Source organism: Burkholderia sp. KBS0801, assembly GCF_005937855.2.
Classification (GTDB): Bacteria; Pseudomonadota; Gammaproteobacteria; order Burkholderiales; family Burkholderiaceae; genus Burkholderia; species Burkholderia ambifaria.
The window spans coordinates 1,514,441-1,540,886 of sequence record NZ_CP042177.1 but is presented as its reverse complement, the minus strand read 5'-3'; the positions used below and the strand labels follow the sequence as shown (position 1 = coordinate 1,540,886).

Sequence of the window (26,446 nt, the reverse complement as noted above, 5' to 3'; positions counted from 1 at the left end):
TATATGGAGCTAATGCTGACTTGGCAAGTGTTTTATGCGGCCGCAGCAAAACGATAGCGTTCCGCCCCCATTACGGGGCGTCATGTCTTGCGCCCCGCCCGCACGACGCCCGGCACTTCGCCAAGCAGCGTGCACGCACGCTGCACCTGCGCCGAATTCGACACCTCGACCGTGAACTGCATGAACGCCGCATTGCGCCGGCTCTGCGTCTTCACGCCCACCACGTTCATTTTCTCGCGCGCGAACACTTCGGAGATGTCGCGCAGCAAGCCTTGCCGGTCGCTCGCCTCGATCATCAGGTCGACCGGATAGACGGACGCGCCGCGTCCGCCCAGCACGTCGGCCGACCATGTCGTCTGCAGCACGCGCTCCGGCGCCCGTTCGGCCATCCGCCGGAACGTCGGGCAGTCGCTGCGGTGGATCGACATCCCCTTGCCGCGCGTGACGAAACCGCTGATCGGGTCGGGCGGCGCCGGACGGCAGCAGCGCGCAAGCTGGGTCAAGAGCGCATCGACGCCGACCACCAGCACGCCGGTCGACGCGCCGTGCGCGACACTCGCGCCGCTGCTGCGCTTCTCGAAATCGGCGGGCGCCTCGGGCGCATGCTCGGGCGGCGGCGCATCGGACAGCGCGTGCTCGACGTTGCGCAGACTGAATTCTTCCTTGCCGACGACCGAGAACAGTTCGTCGGGCGACTTGAAGCCGAGCTTCGCGGCGAGGTTGTCGAGATTGACCGACGTCTTGCCCTCGCGCTGCAGCGTCTTTTCGACGAGCGCGCGGCCATGCGCGATGTTCTCTTCCTGCTCGATCGAGTTGAACCACGCCCGCACCTTCTGTCGCGCGCGCGAACTCTTCAGGTAGCCGAGCTGCAGGTTCAGCCAGTCGCGCGACGGGCCGCCCTCCTTCACCGCGACGATCTCGACCGTCTGGCCGTTCGCGAGCGACGTGTTCAGCGGCACCATCACGCCGTCGACGCGCGCGCCGCGGCAGCGATGGCCGAGTTCGCTGTGCAGGTGGTACGCGAAATCGACCGGCGTCGCACCCTGCGGCAGCGCGATCACGCGCGCCTGCGGCGTCAGCACGTAGATGTGGTCGTCGTCGAGCGACGTCTCGCGCAGCTGGGCCCACGCCTGGTCGCCCGATACCTCGACGTCGTCCTTCCATGCGAGCAGCTGGCGCAGCCACGCGATCTTCTCGTCGTACTTGTCGCTCGCCGAGAACTGGCCGCCATAGCCGCGCGCGCCGGCTTCCTTGTAGCGCCAGTGCGCGGCGATGCCGTACTCCGCGAAGCGGTGCATTTCCTGCGTGCGGATCTGCACCTCGAACGCGCGGCCGTCGTCGCCGATCACGACCGTATGCAGCGACTTGTAGCCGTTCGGCTTCGGGCGCGAGATGTAGTCGTCGAATTCCTTCGGCACCGGCTGCCACAGGTGATGCACGATGCCGAGCACCGCGTAGCAATCCTTGATGTCCGGCACGATCACGCGGAACGCCCGCACGTCGTACAGCTCGGCGAAGTCGAGCTCCTTGCCGCGCATCTTGCGCCAGATGCTGTAGATATGTTTCGGCCGGCCGCTTACGTCGGCCGGGATGTGCGCCTCCGCCAGCTCGTGCTGGAGCCGCTCGATCGCCTGGGCGACGTAGGCCTCGCGCTCGACGCGCTTCTCGTCGAGCAGCTTGGCGATGCGCTTGTAGGTGACCGGATCCTCGAAGCGGAACGCGAGATCCTCGAGTTCCCACTTCAGTTGCCAGATGCCGAGACGGTTCGCGAGCGGCGCGTAGATCTCGAGTGTCTCGCGCGCGACGTCGGGCGGCGGATCGATCTTCGCCGCCGCGTAATACCGCAGCGACTGCAACCGCGACGCCAGCCGGATCAGCACCACGCGGATGTCCTGCGCGAACGCCAGCAGCATCTTGCGCAGCGCCTCGATCTGCGTGCGCCGCTCTTCCGCCGCGTCGCGCCCGGCTTCAGGCATCGCATTCTGGGCGCGCAGGCTGACGGTGCCGAGCCGCAGCAGCTTGCGCACGTCGGACACGAGCCGCGCGACTTCTTCGCCGAACCGTTCGGTCAGTTCCCGCTCGGGATCGTTCAGGTGCGGCGTCAGCACGAACAGCGCGGCCGCCTGCATCGCGTGCGGGTCGACGTTCAACGTGCGCATGATCGACGCGGTGCCCGCCGAGTGATCGGCGAGCAGTTCGCCCGTCGACAGGCGCGCGTCGCCGGCCCGCTCGCGCACGAACGCGAGCACGTCGTCGAACGACGGCGCCGCGACGGAAGAAGCGGTAACGGACTCGGTCATCGCACAGCCTGGCGTATTGCGGTCATCGTGATGCTTCGCTCAGCTCCGCTGCGCGGCGACGACGACGATCTCGACCAGCAGCGCCGGATCCGCGAGCTTCGCCTCGACGGTCGCGCGCGGCGGCGTGTTGCCCGGCGCGACCCACGCGTCCCACTCCGCGTTCATGCCTTCGAAGTTCGCGAGATCCGAAATGTAGATCTGCACCGACAGCAGATGCGCCTTGTCGCTGTTCGCTTCGGCGAGCAGGCGGTCGATGTGGCCCAGCACTTCGCGCGTCTGGCCCCTGATGTCCTGGGTGGTGTCTTCGGCGATCTGGCCAGCCAGATACACGGTACCGTTGTGGATCGCGGTTTCGGAGAGGCGGGCTCCGACGTGGTGACGAATGACTGCCATGGAATGTTCCGGTCGTTTGAGTGGGTGAAGAATCGGCGACGACGCGGCCCGCGTGCCGCCGAACCGCATATTATGACGCGTTTATGAGGCGCCTTCGACGAAAAACCGCCGCGCGAGCGCAATCTGGTCGGCGTTCAGGAACGCCGGCGCGTGCCCCGTGCCGGGAATTTCCGCCTGCGCCACATGCCGGCCGCGGCGCACCATCTCGGCCGCGGTCTCGCGCGACAACAAGTCCGACTCGGCGCCGCGCACGACGAGCAGCGACGCATCGGTCGTCTCGATCGCGCGCCACAGGGTGGCCTCACCGAGCGCGGCCAGTTCAGGTGTCGTCGCCTTGAACGGCTCGGCGATGCGCGGATCGTAGCGCATCGTCCAGCCGCCGTCGGGCAGCTCGCGCAGCAGCGGCCGGTTGATCCCGCGCCATTCATCGGCGGTCAACTCACCGAACGGCAGCGACAGCGACGTCAGATAGTCGACGCCTTCCTGCTCGGTCGCGAAGCGCGGCTGCACGCCGAGGTATTCGCCGATGCGCGTCAGCGAATCGGGTTCGATGCGCGGGCCGACGTCGTTCACGATCATCCGTCGCAGCGGCGAACCGGGCAGCCCCGCGAGCGCCATGCCGATCAGCCCGCCCATCGACGTGCCGAACCAGTCGACCGACTCGACGTCGAGCCGCGCGATCAGCGTGACCATGTCGGCGACGTATTGCGGAATCGCGTAATGCCGCGGATCGGCGAGCCAGTCGGAGCGACCGCGCCCGACGACGTCGGGGCAGACGACGCGATACGTATCGGAGAGCGCGGCGGCGAGCCGGTCGAAGTCGCGCCCCGAACGGGTCAGGCCGTGCACGCAGACCAGCACGCGCGGATTGGCCGGGTCGCCCCATTCGGTATAGGCGACGTGGTGAAGGCCGGCGGCGCTTGCACACTGCACGCGTCGCTGACGGGGAACCGGGGGATTCGCTGAGGTGATCGGCATCGTTGGGATCCTGTCGAACGGAGGCGGCGCGGCGGGCAACGCGTGCGCCGCCCGATGCAAACGATTGTAAACCGCTTCGTCAACGCGGGTCGTCACGCACGCCCATCGTTCGCAGCGTGCTCAGCCGCCGCGGCCCCATGCGCCGCGCAACTGCTCGCGCAGGAAATCGACGAATGCGCGCACGCGCAACGGTACGTGACGACCACCGGGATAAACCGCATGAAGCGGCGCCGCCGGCGCCGCGAATGCCGGCAGCACGCGGACCAGTCGACCGGCATCGAGATCGGCACCGACGTCCCAGATCGACTTCAGCGCGATGCCCGCGCCCTCCAGCGCCAACGTACGCGCCGCGCCGCCGTCGTTCGTCAGCAGCGCGGCCGTCACCTCGACCGCAACCACGCCGTGTGCGCCGTCGAACCGCCACTCGGCACGCGGCTGGTCGCCCATCACGATGCATCGGTGCGCACGAAGCTCGGCCGGTTCAGCCGGCAAACCGTGCTCGGCGACATAGCTCGGCGACGCGCAAAGCACGCGATGATTGGGCGCCAGCTCGCGCGCGATCATCGTCGAATCGGCGAGGCTGCCGATCCGCACGGCGATATCGATGTCGTGCGCGAGCAGATCGACGATCGCATCGGTCAGCATCAGTTGCACGATCAGCTCGGGATGCCGCCGCTGAAACGCCGCGATGAGCGGCGCGATCCGCAGCCGGCCGAGCTCGCCCGGCGCCGTCACGCGCAGCACACCGCCGACCGTGCCGCGGCGATCGCTCATCAGCGTTTCGGCGCGCTCGACTTCGGCGAGGATGCGCAGCACCTGCGCGTGAAACTGCGCACCGTCGTCGGTCAGCGTCTGCTGCCGCGTCGTCCGGTGCAGCAGACGCACGCCGAGCTGTGACTCGAGATGCGCAAGCCGCTTGCTGACGACGGACAGCGACAGGTCGAGTTCGCGCGCCGCCGCCGACAGGCTGCCTGCCGACACGATCCTCGCGAAGGTATCGAGCGCCGGGAGATCGTCGATCAGCATCCTGGCCTCGACCCCGAGCAATCCTTTCCTTTTTTCGAATAATCCATTCGATTTCCGACCGTATTTAGATGGAAATCGAAAACCTACCATACCTGTTCCGCGTCGTCGCACGACGCCATCCACAGGACACCCGAAACCATGTCGATTCGCCTTCTTTCGGCCGCTCGCCCGCTCACCCGTGTCATCGCCGCGGCCACCTGCGTCGTTGCGCTGTCGCCGGCCACCTCCCACGCGGCCGGTCTCGTCGAGCCGCACAGCCTGACCGTCGCGGCCGACCTGCCGGCCCCGCAGGCACGCGCGCAGATCCTCGCCGCGCGTCGCTACGGCACGTTCTGGGATACCGGCGACGCCAGCCTCGCCCAAACGGCACTCGCCGCCGGCTTCATCGACCGGACGCTTCCGGCAGGCCGCGCACAGGGCGTCCCGGGGCCGCTCGCGGCATCCCAAACGATGCGCGCGGCCATCCCGGACCTGCGTTGCGACATCGAGCAGATGATCGTTGCGGGCGACCGGGTCGTCGTGCACCTGCACTTTCGCGGGCACTTCACCGGCACGTTCAATGGCACGGCCGGCAGCGGGCAGGCGGTCGACTTCATCGCGACCGACATCTACCGGATCGACCATGGCCGGATTGCGGAAAACTGGCACATCGAGGACAACCTGACGCTGATGCGCCAGCTCGGGCTCGTCGGCTGAGGGAGGTGACGATGACCTACAACGACTCCCATTCGGCGACGCCTCCGGCGCGCCGCACGTTTCTGGCACAGGCCGGCGCCGGGCTCGCGGCCGGCGTCGCGATGGTCGCGGGCGTCTCGCAGCCGGCCGCCGCCGCGCCGGCATCGCAGCCGGAAGACACGCGCGCCGGCGGATTCTGGCCGAACGATACGCGGCTCGTCATCTCGATCTCGATGCAATTCGAGGCCGGCGGACAACCGCCCAAGGGCGCGGACAGCCCGTTCCCGCCCGTCGAATTTCCATCGTCGGTGCCGGTCGATCTGGCGTCGGCCACGTGGTTCGCGTATGGCTATCGTGAAGGGATTCCGCGCCTGCTTGACCTGTGGGATCGGCACGGCGTGAAAGTCACGTCGCACATGATCGGGGAGGCCGCACGCCGGCACCCCGAACTGGCGCGCGAGATCGTGTCGCGCGGCCACGAAGCGGCCGCGCACGGCCCGACATGGCGCTCGCAATTCGCGATGACCCGCGACGACGAGCGTCGCTTCCTCACCGAGGCCCGCGACATGGTCGAAGCGGTGACGGGACAGCGCCCGGTCGGCTACAACTGCAACTGGCTGCGGCGCGGGCCGCACACGCTGCCGCTGCTGCAGGAACTCGGTTACGTGTATCACATCGACGACGTCAGCCGGGACGAGCCGTTCATCGAGACCGTCGGCGGTCGCGATTTCGTGGTCGTCCCGTACACGCTGCGCAACAACGACATCCTGCTGATCGAGGGCCGCAACTACTCGCCGACGATGTTTCTCGAGCAGATCAAGCTCGATTTCGACCAGCTGTACGCTGAAGCCGGGCAGCGGCGCAGATTGATGTCGATCAGCGCGCACGACCGGATCAGCGGCACGCCGCAGATGGTCCGCGCCTGGGATGCTTTCCTGCGCTACGCCCGATCGCATCCTGGGGTGGCCTTCATGCGCAAGGACGACATCGCCCGCTTCGCGCTGCGCAGTCCGTCGACGCTGCGCGAAGCCGAAACGATCTGACCGGATTCCGCTCACCTCCTCTTATCGGAGCAACACCATGAACGATCCACTCCACGGAAAGAAAGTACTTGTCGTCGGCGGCAGCTCGGGAATCGGCGCCGCGGCCGCGAAAGCCTTCGCGCAACGCGGCGCTGTCGTCACGATCGCATCGCGCGACCCGGCCAGGGCCGGTGCAGATGTCGCGCCGGACGGGCACGTGCGCACCGAAGCGCTCGACATCACCGATACGGCGGCCGTCGATGCGTTCTGCGCGCGCGTCGGCCAGTTCGACCACGTCGTGATTTCGGCCGCGAAGACAGCCACGGGCCCGCTGCGCGCACTGCCGCTTGCCGACGCGCAGGCGGCGATGGACAGCAAGTTCTGGGGCGCATACCGCATCGCCCGCTCGATCGACATCGCACCCGGCGGTTCGCTGACATTCGTGTCGGGTTACCTCAGCGTGCGGCCGAGCGCGTCGTCGGTGCTGCAGGGTGCGATCAACGCAGCGCTCGAGGCGCTCGCTCGCGGCCTTGCGCTCGAACTGGCGCCCGTGCGGGTGAACACCGTGTCGCCGGGTCTGATCGCGACGCCGCTGTGGGACAAGCTCGCCCCCGACGTGCGCGATGCGATGTACGCGGGCGCCGCCCAGCGCCTCCCCGCACGCCGCGTGGGCCAGCCCGAGGACGTCGCGAACGCGATCGTCTACCTGGCCACGACGCCTTACGCGACCGGTTCGACGGTGCTGATCGACGGCGGCGGCGCGATCGCGTGACGCATGCGGTGATGGCAAAACGCCCCGCGCTCCTGACGGAACGCGGGGCGTCGAGGGTCATGCGGAAAGAACGATGCTCAGGCGACCGCGCTCACATCGAGCGGTGCGCCCGTCTTCGCCTGGATCTCTTCCGCGCTCACGCCGTCGGCGAGTTCGAGCACCTTCAGGCCGGTCGGCGTCACTTCGATCACACCGAGATCGGTGATGATCAGGTCGACCACGCCGACACCCGTCAGCGGCAGGTTGCATTCGTCGAGAATCTTGTGCTGGTCGCCCTTCGCGACGTGCTCCATCAGCACGACGACGCGCTTCACGCCCGCGACCAGATCCATCGCGCCGCCCATGCCCTTGATCATCTTGCCCGGGATCATCCAGTTCGCGAGGTCGCCTGTCTTGCTGACCTGCATCGCCCCGAGAATCGCGAGGTTGATGTGGCCGCCGCGAATCATCGCGAACGAATCGGCCGACGAGAAGATCGACGAGCCCGGCAGCGTCGTGACGGTCTGCTTGCCGGCGTTGATGAGGTCGGCGTCGACTTCGTCCTCGGTCGGCGACGGGCCGATGCCGAGCAGGCCGTTCTCCGACTGCAGCCACACCTCGACGCCTTCCGGCACGTGGTTCGCGACGAGCGTCGGCAGGCCGATGCCGAGGTTCACGTAGAAGCCGTCCTGCAGTTCCTTCGCCGCGCGCGCGGCCATCTGGTCACGATTCCAGGCCATGTCAGTCTCCTTTCGCGCGTACGACGCGTTGTTCGATGCGTTTCTCGGGCGTCGCGTTCAGCACGATGCGCTGCACGAAAATGCCCGGCGTGTGGACCTGGTCCGGATCGAGCGTGCCGTTCTCGACGATCTCCTCGACTTCCGCGACGGTGATCTTGCCCGCCATCGCGCACATCGGGTTGAAGTTGCGCGCGGTGCGGCGATAGATCAGGTTGCCGGACTTGTCGGCCTTCCACGCCTTCACGAGCGCGACGTCGGCCGTCAGCGACGGCTCGAGCACGTAGTGGCGATCGCCGAACTGGCGCGTTTCCTTGCCTTCGGCGATCACGGTGCCGTAGCCGGTGTTCGTGAAGAAGGCGGGAATGCCGGCGCCGCCCGCGCGCAGCTTCTCGGCGAGCGTGCCCTGCGGCGTGAATTCGAGCTCGAGTTCGCCGGCCAGGTACTGGCGCTCGAACTCCTTGTTCTCGCCGACGTACGACGAGATCATCTTCTTGATCTGGCGCGTTTCCAGCAGCAGGCCGAGACCGAAGCCGTCGACACCCGCGTTGTTGCTGATGCAGGTGATGCCCTTGACGGCCGAATCGCGCAGTGCCGCGATCAGCGCCTCGGGAATCCCGCACAGGCCGAAGCCGCCCACCGCGAAGGTCTGTCCGTCACGGACGATCCCTTCCAGCGCGGCGGCCGCGCTTGGATAGACTTTGTTCATCTGTATGTCCCTTCCTCTATGGAAACCAGCAAAACCGGTTCACGCGCCCACTGGGCCGCAAGCCCGCCGCATCATTCTATGCATGCACGGCGATACCTGCGTCGAGGCGCGCTGTTTTTATATCGCGACAAACCGCCGCGAGATGCCTGAAAGGGTACGATGCGGCGCGGATACGGCACAATACGCAAAAATACATAAGCATTTCCCTCCGCTTGCCTGCGCCATGCCCGCTCTCGATTACCAGACTGCCTTTCACCTCGCGCCGCTCGGCCTCGTGATGTCGCGCGACCGCGTGATCGAGGACTGCAACGACGCCCTCGCGTCGATCTTCCGCTGCGCGCGCGCCGACCTGCTCGGGAAGTCGTACGAGGTGCTCTATCCGTCGCCGGGCGAATTCCAGCGAATCGGCGAACGCATTTCGCGCGTGATGATCGCGAACGGCATCTACGCCGATGACAGAATCATGAAACGGGCCGACGGCGAGCTGTTCTGGTGCCACGTGACGGGCCGCGCGCTCGACCGCACCGCACCGCTCGCGGCCGGCATCTGGACCTTCGAGGACCTGAGCGCGACACGCCGCGTCGCCGTCGAGCTGACGCCGCGCGAACGCGAGATCGCCGCGCAGCTCGCGACCGGCAAGACCAGCAAGCAGATCGGGCGCATGCTCGACATCAGTTCGCGCACGGTCGACATCTACCGCGCGCGGCTGATGCGCAAGTACGGCACGAACAATACGCCGGAGCTGCTGCAACGCCTGCTCGGCCAGTGACACGCGCGCCGCAATGGCAATCGGCCGCGTGACGCGGCCGATTCGGGAAAACTTCAGGAAATGGCGACACACCGGCGCCCGTGCACCGGCGTCGATGCCGCGGCGCTCAACCGACCTTCGCGGCGAGCGCGCGCTCGATCGTATCGCGCAGCAGTTGCGGCAGCGGCACCGACTTGCCGAGCGCATAGTCGACCCACACGCAGCGCGCGTTGCCGCGTGCATAGACGTGCTGCGGATCGTCCGCGCGCGTCAACTCGAAACCGGTGTCGAAGCTGCTGCGGCCCGGCTTCGCGGCCGACATCCGCGCGATCACGTCGCCCGGATAGTGCAGTTGCTTCAGGAACTCCATCGACGCCGTGACGATCACGGGCCCCTGCCCCTCGCCGTTGCCGCCCGCGATGCCGAGTTCCTCGAACCACGAGATCCGCGCTTGTTCCATGTAGCGGAAATAGACCGTGTTGTTCACATGGCCGAACGCATCCATGTCGCCCCAGCGGATCGGCATCGACATTTCAAATACGGGGGAATATTCGCTCATTGCAGTCTTCTTTGTTGCTGAATGTCATCCACTCAGGCGAGGCCGAAGCCGTCGTCGGCGGAGATAATCGAGCCGTTGATGAACTGCGACTCGTCGGCCGCGAGCAGCAACAACAGCCCGTCGAGATCCTGCGGCTTGCCGACGCGCCGGCGCGGCAGCATCGACTGCAGCTTCTGGCCCTGCTCGGTTTCCCACAGGTAATGATTGATTTCGGTATCGATATAGCCCGGACAGATCGCGTTGACGTTGATCCCGTGGCGGCCCCATTCGAGCGCCATCGCGCGCGTCATCTGCACGACCGCCGACTTGCTCATCGCATACAGCCCGATCTGCGGAAACACGCGCAGGCCGGCCACCGACGCGATGTTGATGATCCGGTACGGCGGCTTGCCGTTGCCGTTCGCGCGCATCATCATCCGTTTCGCGACTTCCTGCGCGACGAAAAACGCGCCGCGGGTGTTGGTGTCGAACACGAATTCGAAATCGGCCGGCGTCACGTCGACGAGCTTCTGCATCGTCGAGACGCCCGAATTGTTCACGAGGATGTCGATCGTACCGGCTTCCGTCTCCGCGTGCGCGATGGCCGCCTTGATGCTCTGCACGTCGGTGACGTCGAGCGACACGACGTGTGCGGCACCGCCCGCCGCCTCGATCTCCGCGCGCAGTTCCTTCAGGCGCTCGACGCGGCGGCTCGCGAGCACGACCTTCGCGCCGGCCTGCGACAGCACCTGCGCGAAGCGCTGCCCGAGACCGCTCGATGCGCCCGTGACCAGCGCGACCTTGCCTTCCAGATTGATCGATCGACCCATTGCACATCCCCTTTCGATATCGTTTCGCCGCGACGGGCGCCCTGCCCCACGCAGCATAACCCTGGCACAAAAAATAGAACGATCGTGCTAATCTATTCGCATGCTGTTGCGGCAAGCGTTTCGTTTCGCAGACAATACGCTCCCGAATAAAAGCATTCTAACGGTTAGAGGAACGCCAATGACCCCCGCAAGCCTCATCGAGCAATACGGCCCGCGCGAATCGATGGAATACGACGTCGTGATCGTCGGCGGCGGCCCCGCCGGGCTGTCGGCGGCGATCCGGCTCAAGCAGCTGGCCGCCGAGAAAGGCACCGAGATCGGCGTGTGCGTGCTCGAGAAGGGTTCCGAGATCGGCGCGCACATCCTGTCAGGCGCGGTGATGGATCCGCGCGCGATCACCGAGCTGTTCCCCGACTGGAAGGAACGCGGCGCGCCGCTCGACGTCGCGGTGACGGAAGACCGCTTCCTGTTTCTGTCCGAGACGGGCGCGGTCACGACGCCCAACTGGGCGCTGCCCGCCAACTTCCAGAACCACGGCAACTACGTGATCTCGCTGGGCAACGTCACGCGCTGGCTGGGGGCACAGGCCGAAGCGCTGGGCGTCGAGATCTTCCCGGGCTTCCCCGCTGCGGAGATTCTCTACAACGACGACGGCTCGGTGAAGGGCGTCGCGACCGGCAACATGGGCGTGGGCAAGGACGGCGAGCCGACCGAGAACTTCCAGCTCGGCATGGAGCTGCACGCGAAGTACACGTTGTTCGCCGAAGGCTGCCGCGGCCACCTCGGCCGCCAGCTGATCTCGAAGTTCAAGCTCGACGCGAACGCCGATCCGCAGGCATACGGGATCGGCATCAAGGAGCTGTGGGAAATCGATCCGGCCAAGCACAAGCCGGGCCTCGTGATCCACACGGCCGGCTGGCCGCTGAAGTCCGATACGTACGGCGGCTCGTTCCTGTATCACATGGACAACAACCAGGTGGTGGTCGGCTTCGTGGTGGGCCTGGGCTACACGAACCCGTACCTGTCGCCGTTCGAGGAATTCCAGCGCTACAAGACGCATCCGTCGATCCGCGCGTTCCTCGAAGGCGGCAAGCGCGTGTCGTACGGCGCGCGCGCGATCACGGCGGGCGGGCTGCTGTCGCTGCCGAAGACGGTGTTCCCGGGCGGCGCGCTGATCGGCGATGACGCGGGCTTCCTGAACGCATCGCGAATCAAGGGCAGCCACGCGGCGATCAAGACCGGCATGCTGGCGGCGGACGCCGCGTTCGACGCGGTGCAGGCCGGCCGTCAGAGCGACGAGCTCAACGCGTATCCGGACGCCTTCAAGCAATCGTGGCTGTACACGGAGCTGTACCGCGCGCGCAACTTCAAGCAGTGGATGGCCAAGGGGCTGTATCTCGGCACGCTGATGGTCGGGCTCGAACAGAAGGTGATGGGCGGCAACGTGCCGTGGACGCTACATCACAAGCATGCGGACCACGAGATGCTGAAGCCGGCATCGCAATGCACGCCGATCGAGTATCCGAAGCCGGACGGCAAGCTGACGTTCGACCGGCTGTCGTCGGTGTTCATCTCGAACACGAACCACGAGGAGAACCAGCCGGCGCATCTGACGTTGAAAGATGCGAACGTGCCGGTGAACGTGAATCTGCGCACGTACGCGGGGCCGGAGGCGCGCTTCTGCCCGGCGGCCGTGTACGAGTTCGTGAAGAACGACGACGGCGGCGATCGCTTGGTGATCAACGCGCAGAACTGCGTGCACTGCAAGACCTGCGACATCAAGGACCCGACGCAGAACATCGTGTGGGTCACGCCGGAAGGCGGTGGCGGCCCGAATTACCCGAACATGTAACCTGCCGGAAAACGCCGCCTCGCGCGGCGTTTTTTTCGCCCGTTCGATAGTCGGCGCTGCCCGGTCAGCGCGCCGCGATCCGCCGACGGAAGTGCTCGGTACCGGACACGATCTTGTCGAGCACCGCATCGAGCGCCCAGAACCGCTCGCGCACGTCGTAGTCGATCGCGCGGCAGCGAATCGACGCGAACGTGCCGATCCGCTGGTGATAGATCTTCGCCAGCGCCGGGTAGCCCAGTGCTTCCGACACGGCCGAGACCACCAGGAACGTCGACAACTCGTCAGCGAGGGCCGGATCCGAGTCGCCCTGCGTGCGCAACCATCGATACAGATCCGGATGAAAGTTGGTAAACACGCCGTTGAACCCGGCGGAGCCCGCCTTCATCGCATCCCATGCGATCGCGGCGTTCGCATTCAGGATCTTCAGCGGCGACCCCGCGGCGAGCGCCACGCGCCGCTTCACCGTCTCGAGGTCGCAACTCACGTCCTTGAGCATCACGAAGCGGCCGGTGTCGATGCACGCACGCAGTTCGTCGTCGGACAGCAATCGGCGGTATGGCGCCGGGCATTCATACAAGCCGAGCGGCAAATCCGACGGTAGGCGCGCAAGCAGCTTGTGAAGATGGTCGAGCAACGCGGCGCTGCCTTTGCGCTGCGGATCGAGCCGGTTGGTCACGAGCACGACGCCCTGTGCGCCCGACTCCGCCGCTGCGCGCAGCTCGGCGACCTGCGCATCGAGATCGTCGCTGAGGTGCCCGGACGCGACGACGGGCACGCGCCCGGCCACGCGTTCGACCACGAAACGCGCGAGTTCCGCCCGTTCGGCCAGACTCAGGAATTGCATCTCGCTCGATTGCGCGACCGCGAACAGCGCATCCGCACCGTGCGCCAGATACCATTCGATGAGTCGCTCGAGCCCCGCGTAATCGATGGCCCCGGCGTCGTCGAACGGCGTCAACATCACCGGTACGATCCCCTCGATGGTCGCGCTCGACTGCTGATGGTGTTGCATCTGTTTCTCCTTGCTTTCTTGAATACGTGATGTCGCCGCGGCGCTCAGGCCGGCAGCGCGCCGGACGCGGTGCTCGCGGCCTGCTCGGGAATCGGCTTGCGAACCAGCAGCAGGTAGGCCATCGCACCGGCGAATGCGATTGCCGCTGCCGTCAGCAGCGCGGGCACGAACGACCACTTCTGCGCGATCACACCCGTCAGGATAGGCGCGAGCGCCCCGCCGATGAAACCGCCGAAATTCTGGATCGCGCCGAGCGATGCGATGCGGCTCGGCGGCGCGGCCGCCGTTGCGAGCGCCCACGAACACGCCGATGCCGCATTGGCGAGAAAGATCACGACCGAAATGCACGCGAGCGCGACCGTGTTGCTCTGCACGAGCGCGGCCGGAATCGTGAATGCGACCATCCCGAGCATCGCGACGACCACCGCGTTGCGCCGGCTCACGACCGGCGAGCGGCTGCGGCGCGTGACCACATCCGACAGCCAGCCGGCGACCAGCGAGCCGACGAATCCGCACAGGAACGGCACCGACGCCGCAAACCCGGTGCGAATGAGGCTCATGTGACGCTCCATCGTCAGGTACCCCGGCAACCAGGTCAGGTAGACCCAGTTCAGATACACCGACCCGAAGAATCCGATCAGCATGCCCCAGGTCGTGCCGTGCGAGAACAGGCTGCGCCAGTCGGCGAAGGTCAGCTTCGGCATCGCGATGGCAGTCTGCGCATCGGCGTCGAGATACGCACGTTCCGACGCCGTCAATTGCGCACGCGCCGGATCGCGGTACAGGGCGAACCAGATGACGGCGACGACGAGGCCGAGCGCCCCCGTCGCGATGAACGCCCAGCGCCAGTTGAACGACGCGACGAGCACCGCCAGCAGCAACGGCGCGAGCGCGGTGCCGAGCGGCGATGCCGCGTTGAAGATGCCGGTCGGCGTCCCGCGCGCGCGCAGCGGAAACCAGTTGCTCACCACCCGCGCCGCCGACGGGAACTGCGGCGCCTCGCCGATGCCGAGCACGATACGCGCGACGATGAACCAGCCGAAGGTGGAGACGATGCCGCCCGCCGCCTGCGCGAGCGACCAGACGATCAGCCCGACGCCCAGCAAGCGGCGCGGCCCGATGCGATCGACGAGTCCGCCGACCGGGAACTGGCATAACGCATAGCTCCACGAAAATGCCGACAGCAGCAAGCCCATCTCGGAGAGCGACAGACCAAGATCGCTGCGGATGGCCGAACTCGCGACGGCCAGCGTGCCGCGGTCGAGATAGTTGACGATCCCGCTCACCATCAGCAGCGCGAGCGCGATACGTTGTCCGCGCCGGATGCGTGGCGGCGCCGTCGGAACTGCGTGATTCTCGTTCATTGCGTCTGTCTCCATTGTCCTGAATGGTTGGCCGGGCTGCTGCCCGTTCCGTCGTCGCGGAATCTATACGGCCGCACGCTCCACTTCTTCGCGTGTCGGAATCGAGGTCTGCGCGCCGTGGCGCGTCACGCTGATCGCGGCCGCGTGCTGGCCGAATGCAATCGCGTCATCCATCGACGCACCCCTCGCACGGGCCGCCGCGAAGCCGCCGACGAAGGTGTCGCCGGCCGCCGTCGTATCGACGGCGACCACCGCCCTCGCCCCAAGGCGGCCCTCCCCCGCAAACCCTCGCCAGCAGACGCCGCGCGCGCCGAGCGTGACCAGCACGTTGCCCACGCCCTTCGCGCACAGCGCATCGGCGGCGCGCACCGCTGATGCGTCGTCGCCGACGGCGATGCCGGTCAGCGACTCCGCTTCCGTTTCGTTGACGACGAGGTAGTCGATGCGGGCCAGCAATGCGTCGAACAGCGGCCGGGCGGGCGCCGGATTGAGCAGCACGGGCGTCCGATGGGCGATGGCGCTGCCGATGGCGCGCGCGACGGTCTCGATCGGCACCTCGAGCTGGCACACCATCAGCGCCGCGCCGGCGATCACGTCGCGCGACGCGTCGATCAATGCGGCATCGACGCAGGCGTTCGCACCGGGCACGACGACGATGCTGTTCGCGCCGTGTGCGTCGACCGTGATCGTGGCGACGCCGGTGGCCTCGCCGTCGATCCGGCGCAGGTGCGTGACGTCGATACGCTCCGCCGCGAGCGCGTCGTGCAGGCGTGCGCCGAACGCGTCGTTGCCGACGCAGCCGATCATCGCGACCGACGCACCGAGGCGCGCGGCGGCCACCGCCTGGTTCGCCCCCTTGCCGCCGTGGACGGTCTGGAACGAGGTGCCAAGCAGTGTTTCGCCCGGGACGGGCAGACGCGGCGCGCGCGTGACGAGATCGACGTTGACGCTGCCGACGACGGCGATTCGCGGTGGCTTTACAGGATTCATCATCGAATGTAACCGCTTACATTTGAGACAAACAAAATGGCCGGAAAGGCCGACGTCGACGAAAACTTCGCAATACAGCAGCAATCTATGTCTGACATAATACGGATTCGCATCAAGATAGCGCTTACATTCTCACAGGCCGGATTGGAAATGCAAGCGGGACCACGATGAATCGAGGGTAAACGATGGCGCTTTTCAGAACGGGCGGCGTCCGCGCGACAGCCGCGGCCAGGGGGGCCCGATGAGTACGCCTCCTTCCGGCGGCGGCGCGGCGCGCGCACGCCGCGGCAGCGGCCGGTCGGTGCTCGGCGATGTCGCGAAACTCGCCGGCGTGTCGACCGCGACCGTTTCGCGGGTGTACAACGATCCCGGCAAGGTATCGGCCGACGTACAGCAGCGCGTGCGCGACGCCGCGCGCGCGCTGAACTGGATTCCGAACGCCGCCGGCCGCGCACTCGCGTCCACGCGCACCCACATCACGGGCGCGATCATCCCGACGCTCGACGACCAGGTGTTCGCGTCGCAGGTCGCGGGAATGCAGGCGGTCATGGCCGAACACGGCATCACCCTCTTTCTCGGCTGCTCGAATTACGACCCCGCGCAAGCGCTGGCGCAGGTGCGCGCGATGCTGTCGCGCGGCGTGGAAGCCGTGTCGCTGGTCGGTGAAGCGTATCCGCCGGAAGTCTTCGAACTGCTGCACCAGCATCGCGTGCCGTATGTCGTGACCTACGCGTATCGCGACGACAGCCCGCACTGCTGCATCGGCTTCGACAATCGCGCGGCATTCGCACGGCTGACCACGCATCTGCTCGACCTCGGCCATCGCGATTTCGCGATCATCATGCAGCCTTCCGCGGACAACGACCGCGTGCAGGCCCGCCTGCGCGGCATTCACGACACGCTTGCCGCGCGTGGCCTCGCGGTGCGCCCGGTCCACCAGCACGAAGGCGCGGCAACGATCGCGTTCGGCCGGGCGAGCCTGCGCGCGATTGCCGACAGCGGCGCGACGCGCCCGACAGCCGTGATTTGCGGCAACGACGCTCTCGCGCTCGGGGCGCTGCTCGAGGCGCAGGCACTGGGGCTCGACGTGCCGTCGCAATTGTCGATCACCGGCTTCGACGACGTCGCGCTGGCGCGCGAAATCCGGCCGTCACTGACGACGATGTGGGTCGACACCGCTGCGATCGGGCGCAAGGCCGCGCACGCGTTGCTCGACGCGCTCGGGAACGGCGAAACCGGGCCCGGTTACGCGGTACAGCCGGAACTGCGGGTGCGTGAATCGGCCGCGCCGCCACCGCCGGCGCGGGCACCGGCAGCCCAATGAAAACGGGGCGCTCGAGGCGCCCCGTTTCGCATCGTATCGGTCGAGCCGGCGAGTGCCGGCTCCGCGCGGATCAGGTCGCGCTGCCGGAGATTTTCGGCGTCGACGTCTCGACGTCGCCGCACTGCGCGCGATGGCGCAGCGCATGATCGATCAGCACCAGCGCGAGCATCGACTCGGCGATCGGCGTCGCGCGGATGCCGACGCACGGGTCGTGGCGGCCGAAGGTTTCGACCGTCGCCTCGTCGCCGGCCTTCGTGATCGAACGGCGCGGCGTGCGGATGCTCGACGTCGGCTTGATCGCGATCGACACGGTGATGTCCTGCCCGGTCGAAATCCCGCCGAGCACGCCGCCCGCATGGTTGCCGATGAAGCCGGCCGGCGTCAGTTCGTCGCCGTGCACCGAGCCGCGCTGCGCGACGCTGTCGAAGCCCGCGCCGATCTCGACGCCCTTCACCGCGTTGATGCTCATCATCGCCTTCGCGATGTCCGCGTCGAGACGGTCGAATACCGGCTCGCCCCAGCCGACCGGCACGCCCGACGCCACGACGTCGATGCGCGCGCCGATCGAGTCGCCGTCCTTGCGCAGCGCGTCCATGTAGGCTTCCAGCTCCGGCACGATCGCCGCGTTCGGCGAGAAGAACGGGTTCTCGCGCACATGCGACCAGTCGACGAACGGCACGTCGATGTCGCCGAGGCAGCTCATGTAGCCGCGCACCTCGACGCCGAAACGCTCGCGCAGCCACTTCTTCGCGACCGCGCCCGCGCCGACGATCGGCGCGGTCAGGCGTGCGGACGAACGGCCGCCGCCGCGGTAATCGCGGATGCCGTACTTCTGCCAGTAGGTGTAGTCGGCATGGCCGGGACGGAACGTCTCGACGATGTTGCCGTAGTCCTTGCTGCGCTGGTCGGTGTTGCGGATCAGCAGCGCGATCGGCGTGCCGGTCGTCACGCCTTCGAACACGCCCGACAGGATCTCGACCTCGTCGGCCTCCTGGCGCTGCGTCACGTGCCGCGACGTGCCGGGCTTGCGGCGGTCGAGCTCGACCTGGATGTCGGCTTCGGTCAGCCCCATTCCCGGCGGGCAGCCGTCGATCACGCAGCCGATCGCGGGACCGTGCGATTCGCCGAAGGTCGTGACAGTGAAAAGCGTGCCGAGGGTATTGCCGGACATGATGGAACCGCCCAAAGAGAAATGGACAAACCGATGCGCTGCCGGGGCCGCGGGCAGGCCGATCGTTTGCCGGTCGAGAAAAAGAGGTAAACCGCTATTATGCCAGCCGTCCCGGGCCGGCGGGCCGTGTGAACCGTTCAGACCACACGGGCCGGCCGTCTCTCCGGCCCGGCGCGATGCCGCCGGGCCCGCCGCGCTTACTTGCGCGCGCCGCGCAGTTCGGTCACCGCGGCCTGCAGCGCCTCGGGTGTAGCGACCGACGCCGGCATCGGCTCGCCGACCGCGAGCGTCAGGCGGCTCATCACGCCGCGCTTGATCGGCCGCGGCATCCGCGCATCGGAATGGCGCGAGAAATAGCTGCCCCACAGCCCGCGCAGCGCCATCGGAATCACGGGCGCCGGCGTGCGGCCCAGGATTTCGGTGATGCCGCGGTGGAACGTGTTGATGTCGCCCGTCTTGGTCAGCTTGCCTTCGGGGAAGATGCACACGAGTTCGCCGTCCTTCAGCGCGGCCTCGCACGCGTCGTACGCACGCGCGAGCATGTCGGGATCCTCGTGGCGTGGTGCGATCGGGATCGCCTTCGCATGCCGGAACACCCAGCTCGCAAAACGTGCCTTGAAGATCCGGTGATCCATTACGAACCGGATCGGCCGCGGGCTCGCGGCGGCCAGCACGAGCGCATCGACGTAGCTCACGTGGTTGCACACGAGCACGGCCGCGCCCTCCGCCGGGATGCGCTCCGCATGCACGAGGCGAATCCGGTAGAACGTATGCACCAGCACCCACGCGACGAAGCGCAGCAGGAACTCGGGAACGAGCAGGTAGATGTACGTCGCGACGACGACGTTCAACAGCGCGGTGACGAGGAACAGGCCCGGGATGTCGACGCCGGCGTGGGTCAGCCCCATCGCCATCAGGGCCGACAGGATCATGAACAGCGCGTTCAGGATGTTGTTCGCGGCGATGATCCGCGCGCGGTGGGTGGGCGCGCTGCGGCTCTGGATCAGCGCATACAGCGGCACGCTGTAGAAACCGCCGAACATCGCGAGCAGGAACAGGTCGGCCAGGATGCGCCAGTGGCGCGCACCGGCCAGGAATTCCCCCACCGACAGCAGATGGCCGGGCGACGGCAGCGAGCGGCTCGCGAAATACAGCTCGATCGCGAACACGCTGATGCCGATCGAGCCGAGCGGCACGAGGCCGATCTCGACGCGCCGCTGCGACAGCCGCTCGCACAGCAGCGAGCCGAGGCCGATCCCGACGGAGAACGTCGCGAGCAGGACCGTGACGACGTCGGGACTCGCGGACAGCACGTCCTTCGCGAAATTGAAGAACGACGTGAGGAACGTCGCGCCGACGAACCACAGCCACGAGATGCCGAGCAGGCTCAGGAACACGGTGCGATTCTGCTTCGCGAGGCCGAGGTTGCGCCACGTCTCGCTGAACGGGTTCCAGTTGATCACGAGATCGGGCTGCGGCGCCGGCGTCGGCGGCACGCGTTGCGCGACGAGCCGCCCCGCCAGCGCGATGACGACCACGCTGACGGCGAGCACGCGCTCGCCGCTGCCTTCGATGCCCGCGGCCGCGCCGCCGATGATCGTGCCGATCAGGATCGCGATGAACGTGCCCATCTCGACGAGGCCGTTGCCACCGACGAGTTCATGCTCGCCGAGATGCTGCGGCAGGTACGAATACTTGACGGGGCCGAACAGCGTCGAGTGCATCCCCATCATGAACGTGCACAGATACAGCAGCGTCGCGCTGTGCGTGACGAACCCGGCCGCGCCGACCAGCATCAGCCCGATCTCGAAGGTCTTCACGAAACGCGTGAGCGTCGCCTTGTCGTATTTGTCGGCGATCTGGCCGGACGTGGCCGAGAACAGCACGAACGGCAAAATGAAGATCGCGGAAATCAGGAACGCGGCCGTCTTCGCATCGACGCCGGAGAAGCGCGCGGTGTGATAGGTGACGAGCGACGTGAAACCGATCTTGAACACGTTGTCGTTCAGCGCGCCCAGGAACTGGGTCGTGAAGAACGGTGCGAAACGGCGCTGGCGCAACAGATCGAACTGCGACGCGTGGGCGCGCCGTTCGTCGCGCGACGCGGAAGAGACTTGCGTGTGATCGCTCATGCGGAATACGCGCGCATCGTCTGGGCGAAGCTGCGCGGGCCTCGTGTTGTTGTTGTTGAAAAAACGGCGGCGCAGGCTGAACCTGCGCCGCCGGCCGTCGAATGGCAGCGCCCGCGCGACATGGCACCGGGCGCGGCGTGCATCACGATTTGTGCGCTTCGGCTTCCGATTCCGGCCAGTCGCGGATGTACGCCTTCAACATCCGGTTCTCGAAGCTTTGCGCCTCGACGACCGTCTTCGCGACGTCGTAGAACGAGATGACGCCCATCAGCACCTTCTTGTCGAGCACCGGCATGTAGCGCGCATGGCGCTCGAGCATCATCCGGCGCACTTCGTTGACGTCGGTTTCCGGCGTGCAGGTGAGCGGCTCGTCCATCACCTTGCGCACCTGCACGTCGCCGATCGCGCCGCCGTTCACGTGCAGCCGCAGGATGATCTCGCGGAACGTCAGCATGCCGACGAGATCGCCGTACTCCATCACGACGAGCGAACCGATATCGTGTTCGGCCATCGTATCGACCGCTTCGCGCAGCGGCTTATCGGGCGTCACCGTAAACAGCGTGTTGCCCTTCACTTTCAGAATATCGCTGACGCGCATCGTAGTCCCCTCATGCTTGAATGCAAATCGCTTTCGATCCTATCGGAAAGCCTGTCAAAAGGAAAGCGCGGGCCCGCGCGGCGCGGCCGCCAGCGCTTGCGGACGCGGGCCGCCCGCCGCACAATGGCTGCATGGACGGCGGCCCGAGGAGACGGCCATGGCGCATACGCATACGGAGCAATTCGCCAGCTTCGCTGATTTCTACCCGTACTACCTGAACGAGCACCAGAACCTGACGTCGCGACGGCTGCATTTCATCGGCTCGCTCGGCGTGATCGGCTGCGTCGCGATGGCGATCGCGACGGGCTACTGGCTGTGGCTGCCGGCCGCGGTCGTGTGCGGCTACGGATTCGCGTGGGTCGGACACTTCTTCTTCGAGAAGAATCGCCCCGCCACGTTCCGGCACCCGATCTACAGCCTGATGGGCGACTGGGTGATGTTCAAGGACATCTGCACCGGCAAGATCGGGCTGTAACGCCCGCCCGGCACCGCGTCACGCCGTTTTCGGCGGCCGCGCGTGCGGGTCGGGCGCCGCGCCGGGCACCGGCCCGGGCACGCTTTCCTCCGGCTGCGCACCCGTCAGCCGGTGCGCGGCGATCAGCGACGCGAGCGATACGTCGAACCGGTCGTTCGTCAGCACGTCGAGCAACGCCGCGCCATCGACGTGGCTGCGGCGCCGCTGCAGCTGGTAGGTCAGCTCCGTGCGGTCTATCACCAGCACGTCGAACAGCTGCGCGAGCGTCAGGCGCGCCGGGTTCGCCAGCAGGATGTAGCGCGGCCCGACTTCACCGCCATCCAGCCGCGCGATCCATTCCCGCTCCTCCATCGTCAGCAGCAGCCGCTGCGCGGTTTCCATGTCGCAGCGCAACATGGTCGCGAGCCGCGTTGCCGTATAGCCCGCCTTGCCGACCTCATGCGCCTCGGCGAGCCGCGCGAGCAGTTCGAGCGCGTCGAGCAGGTCGCTGCCCGGATAGTGGATGCGATGGAACTGGCCGACGCGGATCGCCGGCAGCGCGGACGCGACCATCGCGCCGAGCAGCGCGATGAACCAGCTCAGGTACACCCACAGGAGGAACACCGGTAGCGCCGCGAACGCGCCGTATACGGCCGTATAGGTCGGAATGCGCCGCACGTAATAGCCGAAGCCGCGCTTCGCGAGTTCGAACGCGATGGCCGCGAACAGGCCGCCGATCACCGCGTCGCGCCACGCGACCGTGCAGTTCGGCAGGTACACGTACAGCAGCGTGAACGCGAGCACGGTCAGCGGCAGCGACACGAGCGCGAGCAGCCACTCGACGATCGACGTCGACGGCGCGGCGCCTGTGAACGCGAGCGACTGCGTAAACAGGTACGACGAAATCGACAGGCTCACGCCGAACAGCAGCGGGCCGAGCGTGATCAGCGCCCAGTATGCGAGCACGCGCTGCGCGAACGGCCGCGGCTTGCGCACGCGCCAGATCAGGTTGAACGCGGATTCGATCGTCATCATCGTCATCACCGACGTGACGACGAGCACGATCAGGCCGGCCGTCGTCAGCCCCTTGGCTTTCGCGGCGAACTGGTTCAGGTACTTGAAGATCTGGACGTTGAACTGCGCGGGCATCAGGTGGTCAGCGAGGAACCCCTGCAGCGAGATCTGGAACGACGAGAACATCGGGAACGCGGTGAACAGCGCGAACGCGACCGTCACGAGCGGCACGAGTGCCAGCATCGTCGTGAACGTAAGGCTGCCCGCCACTTGCGGGATGCGATCCTCGGCGCTGCGCCGGGCCGCGAACTGCGCGAGGCGCTTGATGGTGTCGAGATCGACGCTCAACTTCGGCAAACGGTTTCTCCTTCTTGATGCCGCGCGCCCGACGGCGCGCCGCCGCCGCGCTGCGCGACGACTTCAGCCCCTATAATAGCCGCTCGATCCAGCAGGGGCCGACTGCACCGGGCATCCGCGCGGCCGCACGCGGCCCCGCCGCCCATGAAAGACATTCTCGTCCTCTATTACAGCCGTCACGGCGCCACGCGCGATCTCGCGCTCGCGATCGCGAACGGCGTCGACAGCGTACCCGGCATGCAGGCGCGCATCCGCACCGTGCCGTCCGTCTCGACGGTCTGCGAAGCCACCGCCCCCGACATCCCCGCCGACGGCCCGCCATACGCGGAGCTGCGCGATCTCGAGGAATGCGCGGGCCTCGCGCTCGGCTCGCCCACCCGCTTCGGCAACATGGCCGCCTCCCTCAAGTATTTCCTCGACGGCACGACCCCGCAATGGCTGTCGGGCGCGCTGACCGGCAAGCCGGCGAGCGTGTTCACGTCGACCGGCAGCCTGCACGGCGGCCAGGAATCCACGCTGCTGTCGATGATGCTGCCGCTGCTGCATCACGGGATGATGATCGTCGGGATCCCATACACGGAAGCCGCGCTCAGCACGACGCGCACGGGCGGCACGCCTTACGGCGCGTCGCACGTGTCGCAGCACGATCGCAGCGCGTCCGCCGGACTGTCGGCCGACGAAAAGGCGCTTGCAGCCGCGCTCGGCGTGCGGCTCGCCCGCGCGGCGGCCGCGCTGTCCGCCGCCCAGCCGACCGACGCCGCATGAACGCGCCCGCCCGCCCCGCCGTCGCCGGCCGGCCGCGCTATGCGCTGGCCGCCGCCGCGTGCCTCGCGGCGCTGATCGCGCTGTCGCTCGCCTGGGAGCTGTGGCTCGCGCCGCTGCGCCCGGGCGGCTCGGCGCTGATGCTCAAGGCGGTGCCGCTCGCGCTCGCGCTGCCCGGCGTCTGGCGGCGTAACATCTATACGATGCAGTGGGCGAGCATGCTGATCCTCGTCTATCTTGCCGAAGGCATCGTGCGCGGCATGTCCGACCGCGGGCTGTCCGCGATGCTCGGCTGGTGCGAGACCGCGCTCGCCGTCGGCTTCTTCGTGGCCGCGCTTGCCTACGTCGCGCCGTTCAAGCGCGCGGCGAAAAAGCAGCGCGCTGCGTCCTGACCCTTACGCGACCGACCGTGATGATTTCTTCCGAAGCCTTCGTATCCGCCTGCCGCGACGCGATCGGCGCCGCCGGCGTGCTGACCGATCCGCACGACACCGAACCGTTCCTGACCGACTGGCGCCGCCGCTACAAGGGCAGCGCGTGTGCGGTGCTGAAACCGGCCGATACGGCGGAAGTCGCCGCGCTCGTCCGGCTCGCGAACGTGCACGGCGTCGCGCTCGTGCCGCAGGGCGGCAACACGGGCCTCGCCGGCGGCGCGACGCCCGACGCGAGCGGCGGCCAGGCCGTGCTGAGCCTCGCGCGCCTGAACCGCGTGCGCGCGCTCGATCCGCACAACAATACGATCACGGTCGAAGCCGGCGTGATCCTCGCCGACGTGCAGGCGCGCGCCCGCGAAGGCGGCCGCCTGTTCGCGCTGAGCCTCGCCGCCGAAGGCAGCTGCACGATCGGCGGCAACCTGTCGACCAACGCGGGCGGCACCGCGGTGCTGCGCTACGGCAACGCGCGCGAACTGTGCCTCGGGCTCGAGGTCGTGACGCCGCAGGGCGAGATCTGGGACGGCCTGCGCGGGCTGCGCAAGGACAACACCGGCTACGACCTGCGCGACCTGTTCATCGGCGCGGAGGGCACGCTCGGGATCATCACGGCCGCCGTGATGAAGCTGCATCCGCTGCCCGCCGCGCAAGTCACCGCGCTGGCCGCGCTCGAGTCGCCGCACGCGGCGCTCGACTTCCTCGCGCTCGCGCAGCGCGCGGCCGGCCCGCTGCTGACCGGCTTCGAGCTGATGTCGGACTTCTGCATGAAACTCGTCGGCAAGCACTATCCGCAGCTGCGCTACCCGTTCGACCACCCCCATGCGCAGACGGTGCTGCTCGAGCTGTCGGACAACGAGAGCGAGGCGCATGCGCGCGCGCTGTTCGAGAAGCTGATGGAAGAGGCGTTCGAGGCCGGGCTCGTGGTCGACGCGGTGGTCGCGGAAAATCTCGCGCAATCGCGCGCGTTCTGGGGCCTGCGCGAACACATTCCGCTCGCCCAGGCCGACGAAGGGCTCAACATCAAGCACGACATCGCGGTGCCGATCTCGTCGATCGCGCGCTTCATCGACGAAACCGACGCGGCGATCCAGCAGGCCGCGCCGGGCGCGCGGATGGTCACGTTCGGCCATCTCGGCGACGGCAACCTGCACTACAACGTGCAGACGCCCGAAGGCGGCGACCCGAAGGCGTTCCTCACGGAATTCCAGAAGCCGATCAACCGGATCGTCTACGACAACGTGCATCGCCACCACGGCACGATCAGCGCGGAACACGGGATCGGCCAGTTGAAGATCGACGACGCGCAGCGCTACAAGTCGCCGGTCGAAACGGCGCTCATGCGCACGCTGAAGACGGCGCTCGACCCGCGCGGGCTGATGAATCCCGGCAAGGTCCTGCGCTGAAGCCACCTACCCCGGAGCGATGGCCATGAGAATCCGCGTGCTGTCCGACCTGCATCTCGAATGCAACGCGCCCGACACGATCGTCCATGCCGACGCGGATCTCGTCGTGCTGGCCGGCGACATCCACAATCACGCGGAAGGCCTGCGCTGGGCCGCCGAGACGTTCGATCCCGCCATGCCGGTAGTCTATGTGCCGGGCAACCACGAGTACTACGACGGGGAATTCGGCGCGCTCGAAACCGCGATGCGCGACGCCGCGCATACGCTCGACAACGTGCATTATCTGAACAACGGCGTGTACGTCGATCCGGCGCGGCGCTTTCGCGTGCTGGGCACGACGCTGTGGAGCGATTTCACGCTGTTCGGCGCGGACGATGCGAGCGTCGCGCGCGCGATCGAGGCCGGCAGGCGCGTGATGCTCGATTTCAAGGGATTGATCCAGGTGACGTGGCCGCATGAAGCCGCGCTGCATGCGGGCGGCACGCCGGAGCGGGACTTCGCGCCTGCCGACGCGATCGCGCTGCACCGGCACGGCCGCGCGTGGCTGGAAGCGCGCCTCGCGACGCCGTTCGCGGGGCGCACGATCGTCGTCACCCATCATGCACCGCACCTGCGCTCGCTGGCGGAGCGTTACGCGGATGACCTGGCGTCGGCGGGATTCGTCACGGACATGGCGGAACTCGTGCGGCCGCCCGTGGATCTGTGGATCCACGGCCACACGCATACTTCATTCGATTACGTGACCGACAGCGGCACGCGCGTGGTGTGCAACCCGCGCGGCTATATCTTCCGGCGCACCGGGGAGCTGGAAAATCCCGCGTTTGCGTGGGACAAAGTGGTCGAGCTCGGCTAAACGCCGGGCCCTGTGGCCGCGC

General features: G+C 67.3%; 26 protein-coding genes. 11 read left to right on the top strand and 15 right to left on the bottom strand.

Annotated features, from left to right (window positions below; genetic code table 11):
• Positions 1-80: 80 nt before the first annotated feature.
• The 4 genes from FFI87_RS07405 to FFI87_RS07390 form a co-directional block, all read right to left on the bottom strand.
• A complete protein-coding gene (locus FFI87_RS07405) occupies positions 81-2,300 on the bottom strand; it encodes a RelA/SpoT family protein (RefSeq protein WP_138847824.1) in 2,220 nt (739 codons plus the stop codon).
• 39 nt (positions 2,301-2,339) lie between these two features.
• Positions 2,340-2,693, bottom strand: coding sequence for a RidA family protein (locus FFI87_RS07400; RefSeq protein WP_006486103.1), 354 nt, complete (start codon positions 2,691-2,693; stop codon positions 2,340-2,342).
• A gap of 81 nt (positions 2,694-2,774) precedes the next feature.
• Entirely contained in the window at positions 2,775-3,671 is an 897-nt protein-coding gene (locus FFI87_RS07395; RefSeq protein ID WP_138847825.1) for an alpha/beta fold hydrolase, read from the bottom strand.
• A 120-nt stretch (positions 3,672-3,791) separates the two neighbouring features.
• The gene (locus FFI87_RS07390) at positions 3,792-4,697 is read right to left on the bottom strand and encodes a LysR family transcriptional regulator (RefSeq protein WP_138847826.1); all 906 of its coding nucleotides are present in this window, start codon (positions 4,695-4,697) and stop codon (positions 3,792-3,794) included.
• A 138-nt stretch (positions 4,698-4,835) separates the two neighbouring features.
• Between FFI87_RS07390 and FFI87_RS07385 the strand changes: the two genes are divergently transcribed.
• From FFI87_RS07385 to FFI87_RS07375, 3 genes are read left to right on the top strand one after another with little or no spacing between them, the layout of a single operon-like run.
• Positions 4,836-5,393 carry an ester cyclase gene (locus tag FFI87_RS07385; protein ID WP_138847827.1) on the top strand — a complete coding sequence of 186 codons (558 nt, stop codon included), beginning with the start codon at positions 4,836-4,838 and terminating at the stop codon, positions 5,391-5,393.
• An 11-nt stretch (positions 5,394-5,404) separates the two neighbouring features.
• Positions 5,405-6,415 carry a polysaccharide deacetylase family protein gene (locus tag FFI87_RS07380; RefSeq protein WP_138847828.1) on the top strand — a complete coding sequence of 337 codons (1,011 nt, stop codon included), beginning with the start codon at positions 5,405-5,407 and terminating at the stop codon, positions 6,413-6,415.
• 37 nt (positions 6,416-6,452) lie between these two features.
• On the top strand, positions 6,453-7,166 hold the full coding sequence (locus FFI87_RS07375) for an SDR family oxidoreductase (RefSeq protein WP_138847829.1): 714 nt from the start codon (positions 6,453-6,455) through the stop codon (positions 7,164-7,166).
• A 77-nt stretch (positions 7,167-7,243) separates the two neighbouring features.
• Here the strand turns inward: FFI87_RS07375 and FFI87_RS07370 are convergent, their stop codons facing one another.
• Positions 7,244-7,885, bottom strand: a complete 642-nt coding sequence (locus FFI87_RS07370) for a CoA transferase subunit B (RefSeq protein ID WP_012363723.1) — start codon at positions 7,883-7,885, stop codon at positions 7,244-7,246.
• Between the two features lies 1 nt (position 7,886).
• A complete protein-coding gene (locus FFI87_RS07365; protein WP_012363722.1) occupies positions 7,887-8,591 on the bottom strand; it encodes a CoA transferase subunit A in 705 nt (234 codons plus the stop codon).
• 223 nt (positions 8,592-8,814) lie between these two features.
• On the opposite strand from FFI87_RS07365, the gene FFI87_RS07360 reads away from it, so the two are divergent.
• Positions 8,815-9,360, top strand: a complete 546-nt coding sequence (locus tag FFI87_RS07360; protein ID WP_011656664.1) for a PAS and helix-turn-helix domain-containing protein — start codon at positions 8,815-8,817, stop codon at positions 9,358-9,360.
• 106 nt (positions 9,361-9,466) lie between these two features.
• Here FFI87_RS07360 and FFI87_RS07355 read toward each other — a convergent pair whose 3' ends face one another.
• The gene (locus FFI87_RS07355) at positions 9,467-9,898 is read right to left on the bottom strand and encodes an acyl-CoA thioesterase (protein WP_006753331.1); all 432 of its coding nucleotides are present in this window, start codon (positions 9,896-9,898) and stop codon (positions 9,467-9,469) included.
• 32 nt (positions 9,899-9,930) lie between these two features.
• Entirely contained in the window at positions 9,931-10,707 is a 777-nt protein-coding gene (locus FFI87_RS07350) for an SDR family oxidoreductase (RefSeq protein ID WP_006753332.1), read from the bottom strand.
• A gap of 178 nt (positions 10,708-10,885) precedes the next feature.
• On the opposite strand from FFI87_RS07350, the gene FFI87_RS07345 reads away from it, so the two are divergent.
• Positions 10,886-12,559 carry an electron transfer flavoprotein-ubiquinone oxidoreductase gene (locus tag FFI87_RS07345; protein WP_138847830.1) on the top strand — a complete coding sequence of 558 codons (1,674 nt, stop codon included), beginning with the start codon at positions 10,886-10,888 and terminating at the stop codon, positions 12,557-12,559.
• A gap of 64 nt (positions 12,560-12,623) precedes the next feature.
• Here the strand turns inward: FFI87_RS07345 and FFI87_RS07340 are convergent, their stop codons facing one another.
• The 3 genes from FFI87_RS07340 to rbsK form a co-directional block, all read right to left on the bottom strand.
• The gene (locus tag FFI87_RS07340) at positions 12,624-13,571 is read right to left on the bottom strand and encodes a dihydrodipicolinate synthase family protein (protein ID WP_138847831.1); all 948 of its coding nucleotides are present in this window, start codon (positions 13,569-13,571) and stop codon (positions 12,624-12,626) included.
• A 44-nt stretch (positions 13,572-13,615) separates the two neighbouring features.
• Complete coding sequence (locus FFI87_RS07335; RefSeq protein WP_138847832.1) at positions 13,616-14,935, bottom strand: MFS transporter; 1,320 nt, start codon at positions 14,933-14,935, stop codon at positions 13,616-13,618.
• 63 nt (positions 14,936-14,998) lie between these two features.
• The gene (gene rbsK, locus FFI87_RS07330; protein ID WP_138847833.1) at positions 14,999-15,928 is read right to left on the bottom strand and encodes a ribokinase; all 930 of its coding nucleotides are present in this window, start codon (positions 15,926-15,928) and stop codon (positions 14,999-15,001) included.
• 238 nt (positions 15,929-16,166) lie between these two features.
• Here rbsK and FFI87_RS07325 point away from each other — a divergent pair, with 238 nt between their 5' ends.
• Positions 16,167-17,249, top strand: coding sequence for a LacI family DNA-binding transcriptional regulator (locus FFI87_RS07325; protein WP_138847834.1), 1,083 nt, complete (start codon positions 16,167-16,169; stop codon positions 17,247-17,249).
• A gap of 70 nt (positions 17,250-17,319) precedes the next feature.
• On the opposite strand, the gene aroC is transcribed toward FFI87_RS07325, so the two are convergent.
• The 3 genes from aroC to FFI87_RS07310 form a co-directional block, all read right to left on the bottom strand.
• A complete protein-coding gene (aroC, locus tag FFI87_RS07320) occupies positions 17,320-18,420 on the bottom strand; it encodes a chorismate synthase (RefSeq protein WP_012363716.1) in 1,101 nt (366 codons plus the stop codon).
• A gap of 197 nt (positions 18,421-18,617) precedes the next feature.
• Positions 18,618-20,552 (bottom strand): MFS transporter, encoded by a 1,935-nt coding sequence (locus FFI87_RS07315; RefSeq protein WP_138847835.1) that lies wholly within the window; start codon positions 20,550-20,552, stop codon positions 18,618-18,620.
• Positions 20,553-20,694: 142 nt separating this feature from the next.
• Positions 20,695-21,150 carry a CBS domain-containing protein gene (locus FFI87_RS07310; RefSeq protein WP_006755543.1) on the bottom strand — a complete coding sequence of 152 codons (456 nt, stop codon included), beginning with the start codon at positions 21,148-21,150 and terminating at the stop codon, positions 20,695-20,697.
• A 157-nt stretch (positions 21,151-21,307) separates the two neighbouring features.
• Between FFI87_RS07310 and FFI87_RS07305 the strand changes: the two genes are divergently transcribed.
• On the top strand, positions 21,308-21,625 hold the full coding sequence (locus tag FFI87_RS07305; RefSeq protein ID WP_012363714.1) for an Mpo1-like protein: 318 nt from the start codon (positions 21,308-21,310) through the stop codon (positions 21,623-21,625).
• Between the two features lie 18 nt (positions 21,626-21,643).
• Here FFI87_RS07305 and FFI87_RS07300 read toward each other — a convergent pair whose 3' ends face one another.
• A complete protein-coding gene (locus FFI87_RS07300; protein WP_012363713.1) occupies positions 21,644-22,975 on the bottom strand; it encodes a YihY family inner membrane protein in 1,332 nt (443 codons plus the stop codon).
• A 144-nt stretch (positions 22,976-23,119) separates the two neighbouring features.
• Between FFI87_RS07300 and wrbA the strand changes: the two genes are divergently transcribed.
• Genes wrbA through FFI87_RS07280 form a run of 4 tightly spaced genes read left to right on the top strand, consistent with a single transcriptional unit; the run spans position 23,120 to position 26,424 of the window.
• The gene (gene wrbA / locus FFI87_RS07295) at positions 23,120-23,740 is read left to right on the top strand and encodes an NAD(P)H:quinone oxidoreductase (RefSeq protein ID WP_138847836.1); all 621 of its coding nucleotides are present in this window, start codon (positions 23,120-23,122) and stop codon (positions 23,738-23,740) included.
• Positions 23,737-24,129, top strand: a complete 393-nt coding sequence (locus FFI87_RS07290) for a DUF2069 domain-containing protein (RefSeq protein WP_138847837.1) — start codon at positions 23,737-23,739, stop codon at positions 24,127-24,129. The genes wrbA and FFI87_RS07290 overlap by 4 nt, the downstream gene beginning before the upstream one ends.
• 20 nt (positions 24,130-24,149) lie before the next feature.
• Positions 24,150-25,571, top strand: a complete 1,422-nt coding sequence (locus tag FFI87_RS07285) for an FAD-binding oxidoreductase (RefSeq protein ID WP_138848489.1) — start codon at positions 24,150-24,152, stop codon at positions 25,569-25,571.
• Between the two features lie 25 nt (positions 25,572-25,596).
• A complete protein-coding gene (locus FFI87_RS07280) occupies positions 25,597-26,424 on the top strand; it encodes a metallophosphoesterase (protein WP_138847838.1) in 828 nt (275 codons plus the stop codon).
• Positions 26,425-26,446: the final 22 nt, after the last annotated feature.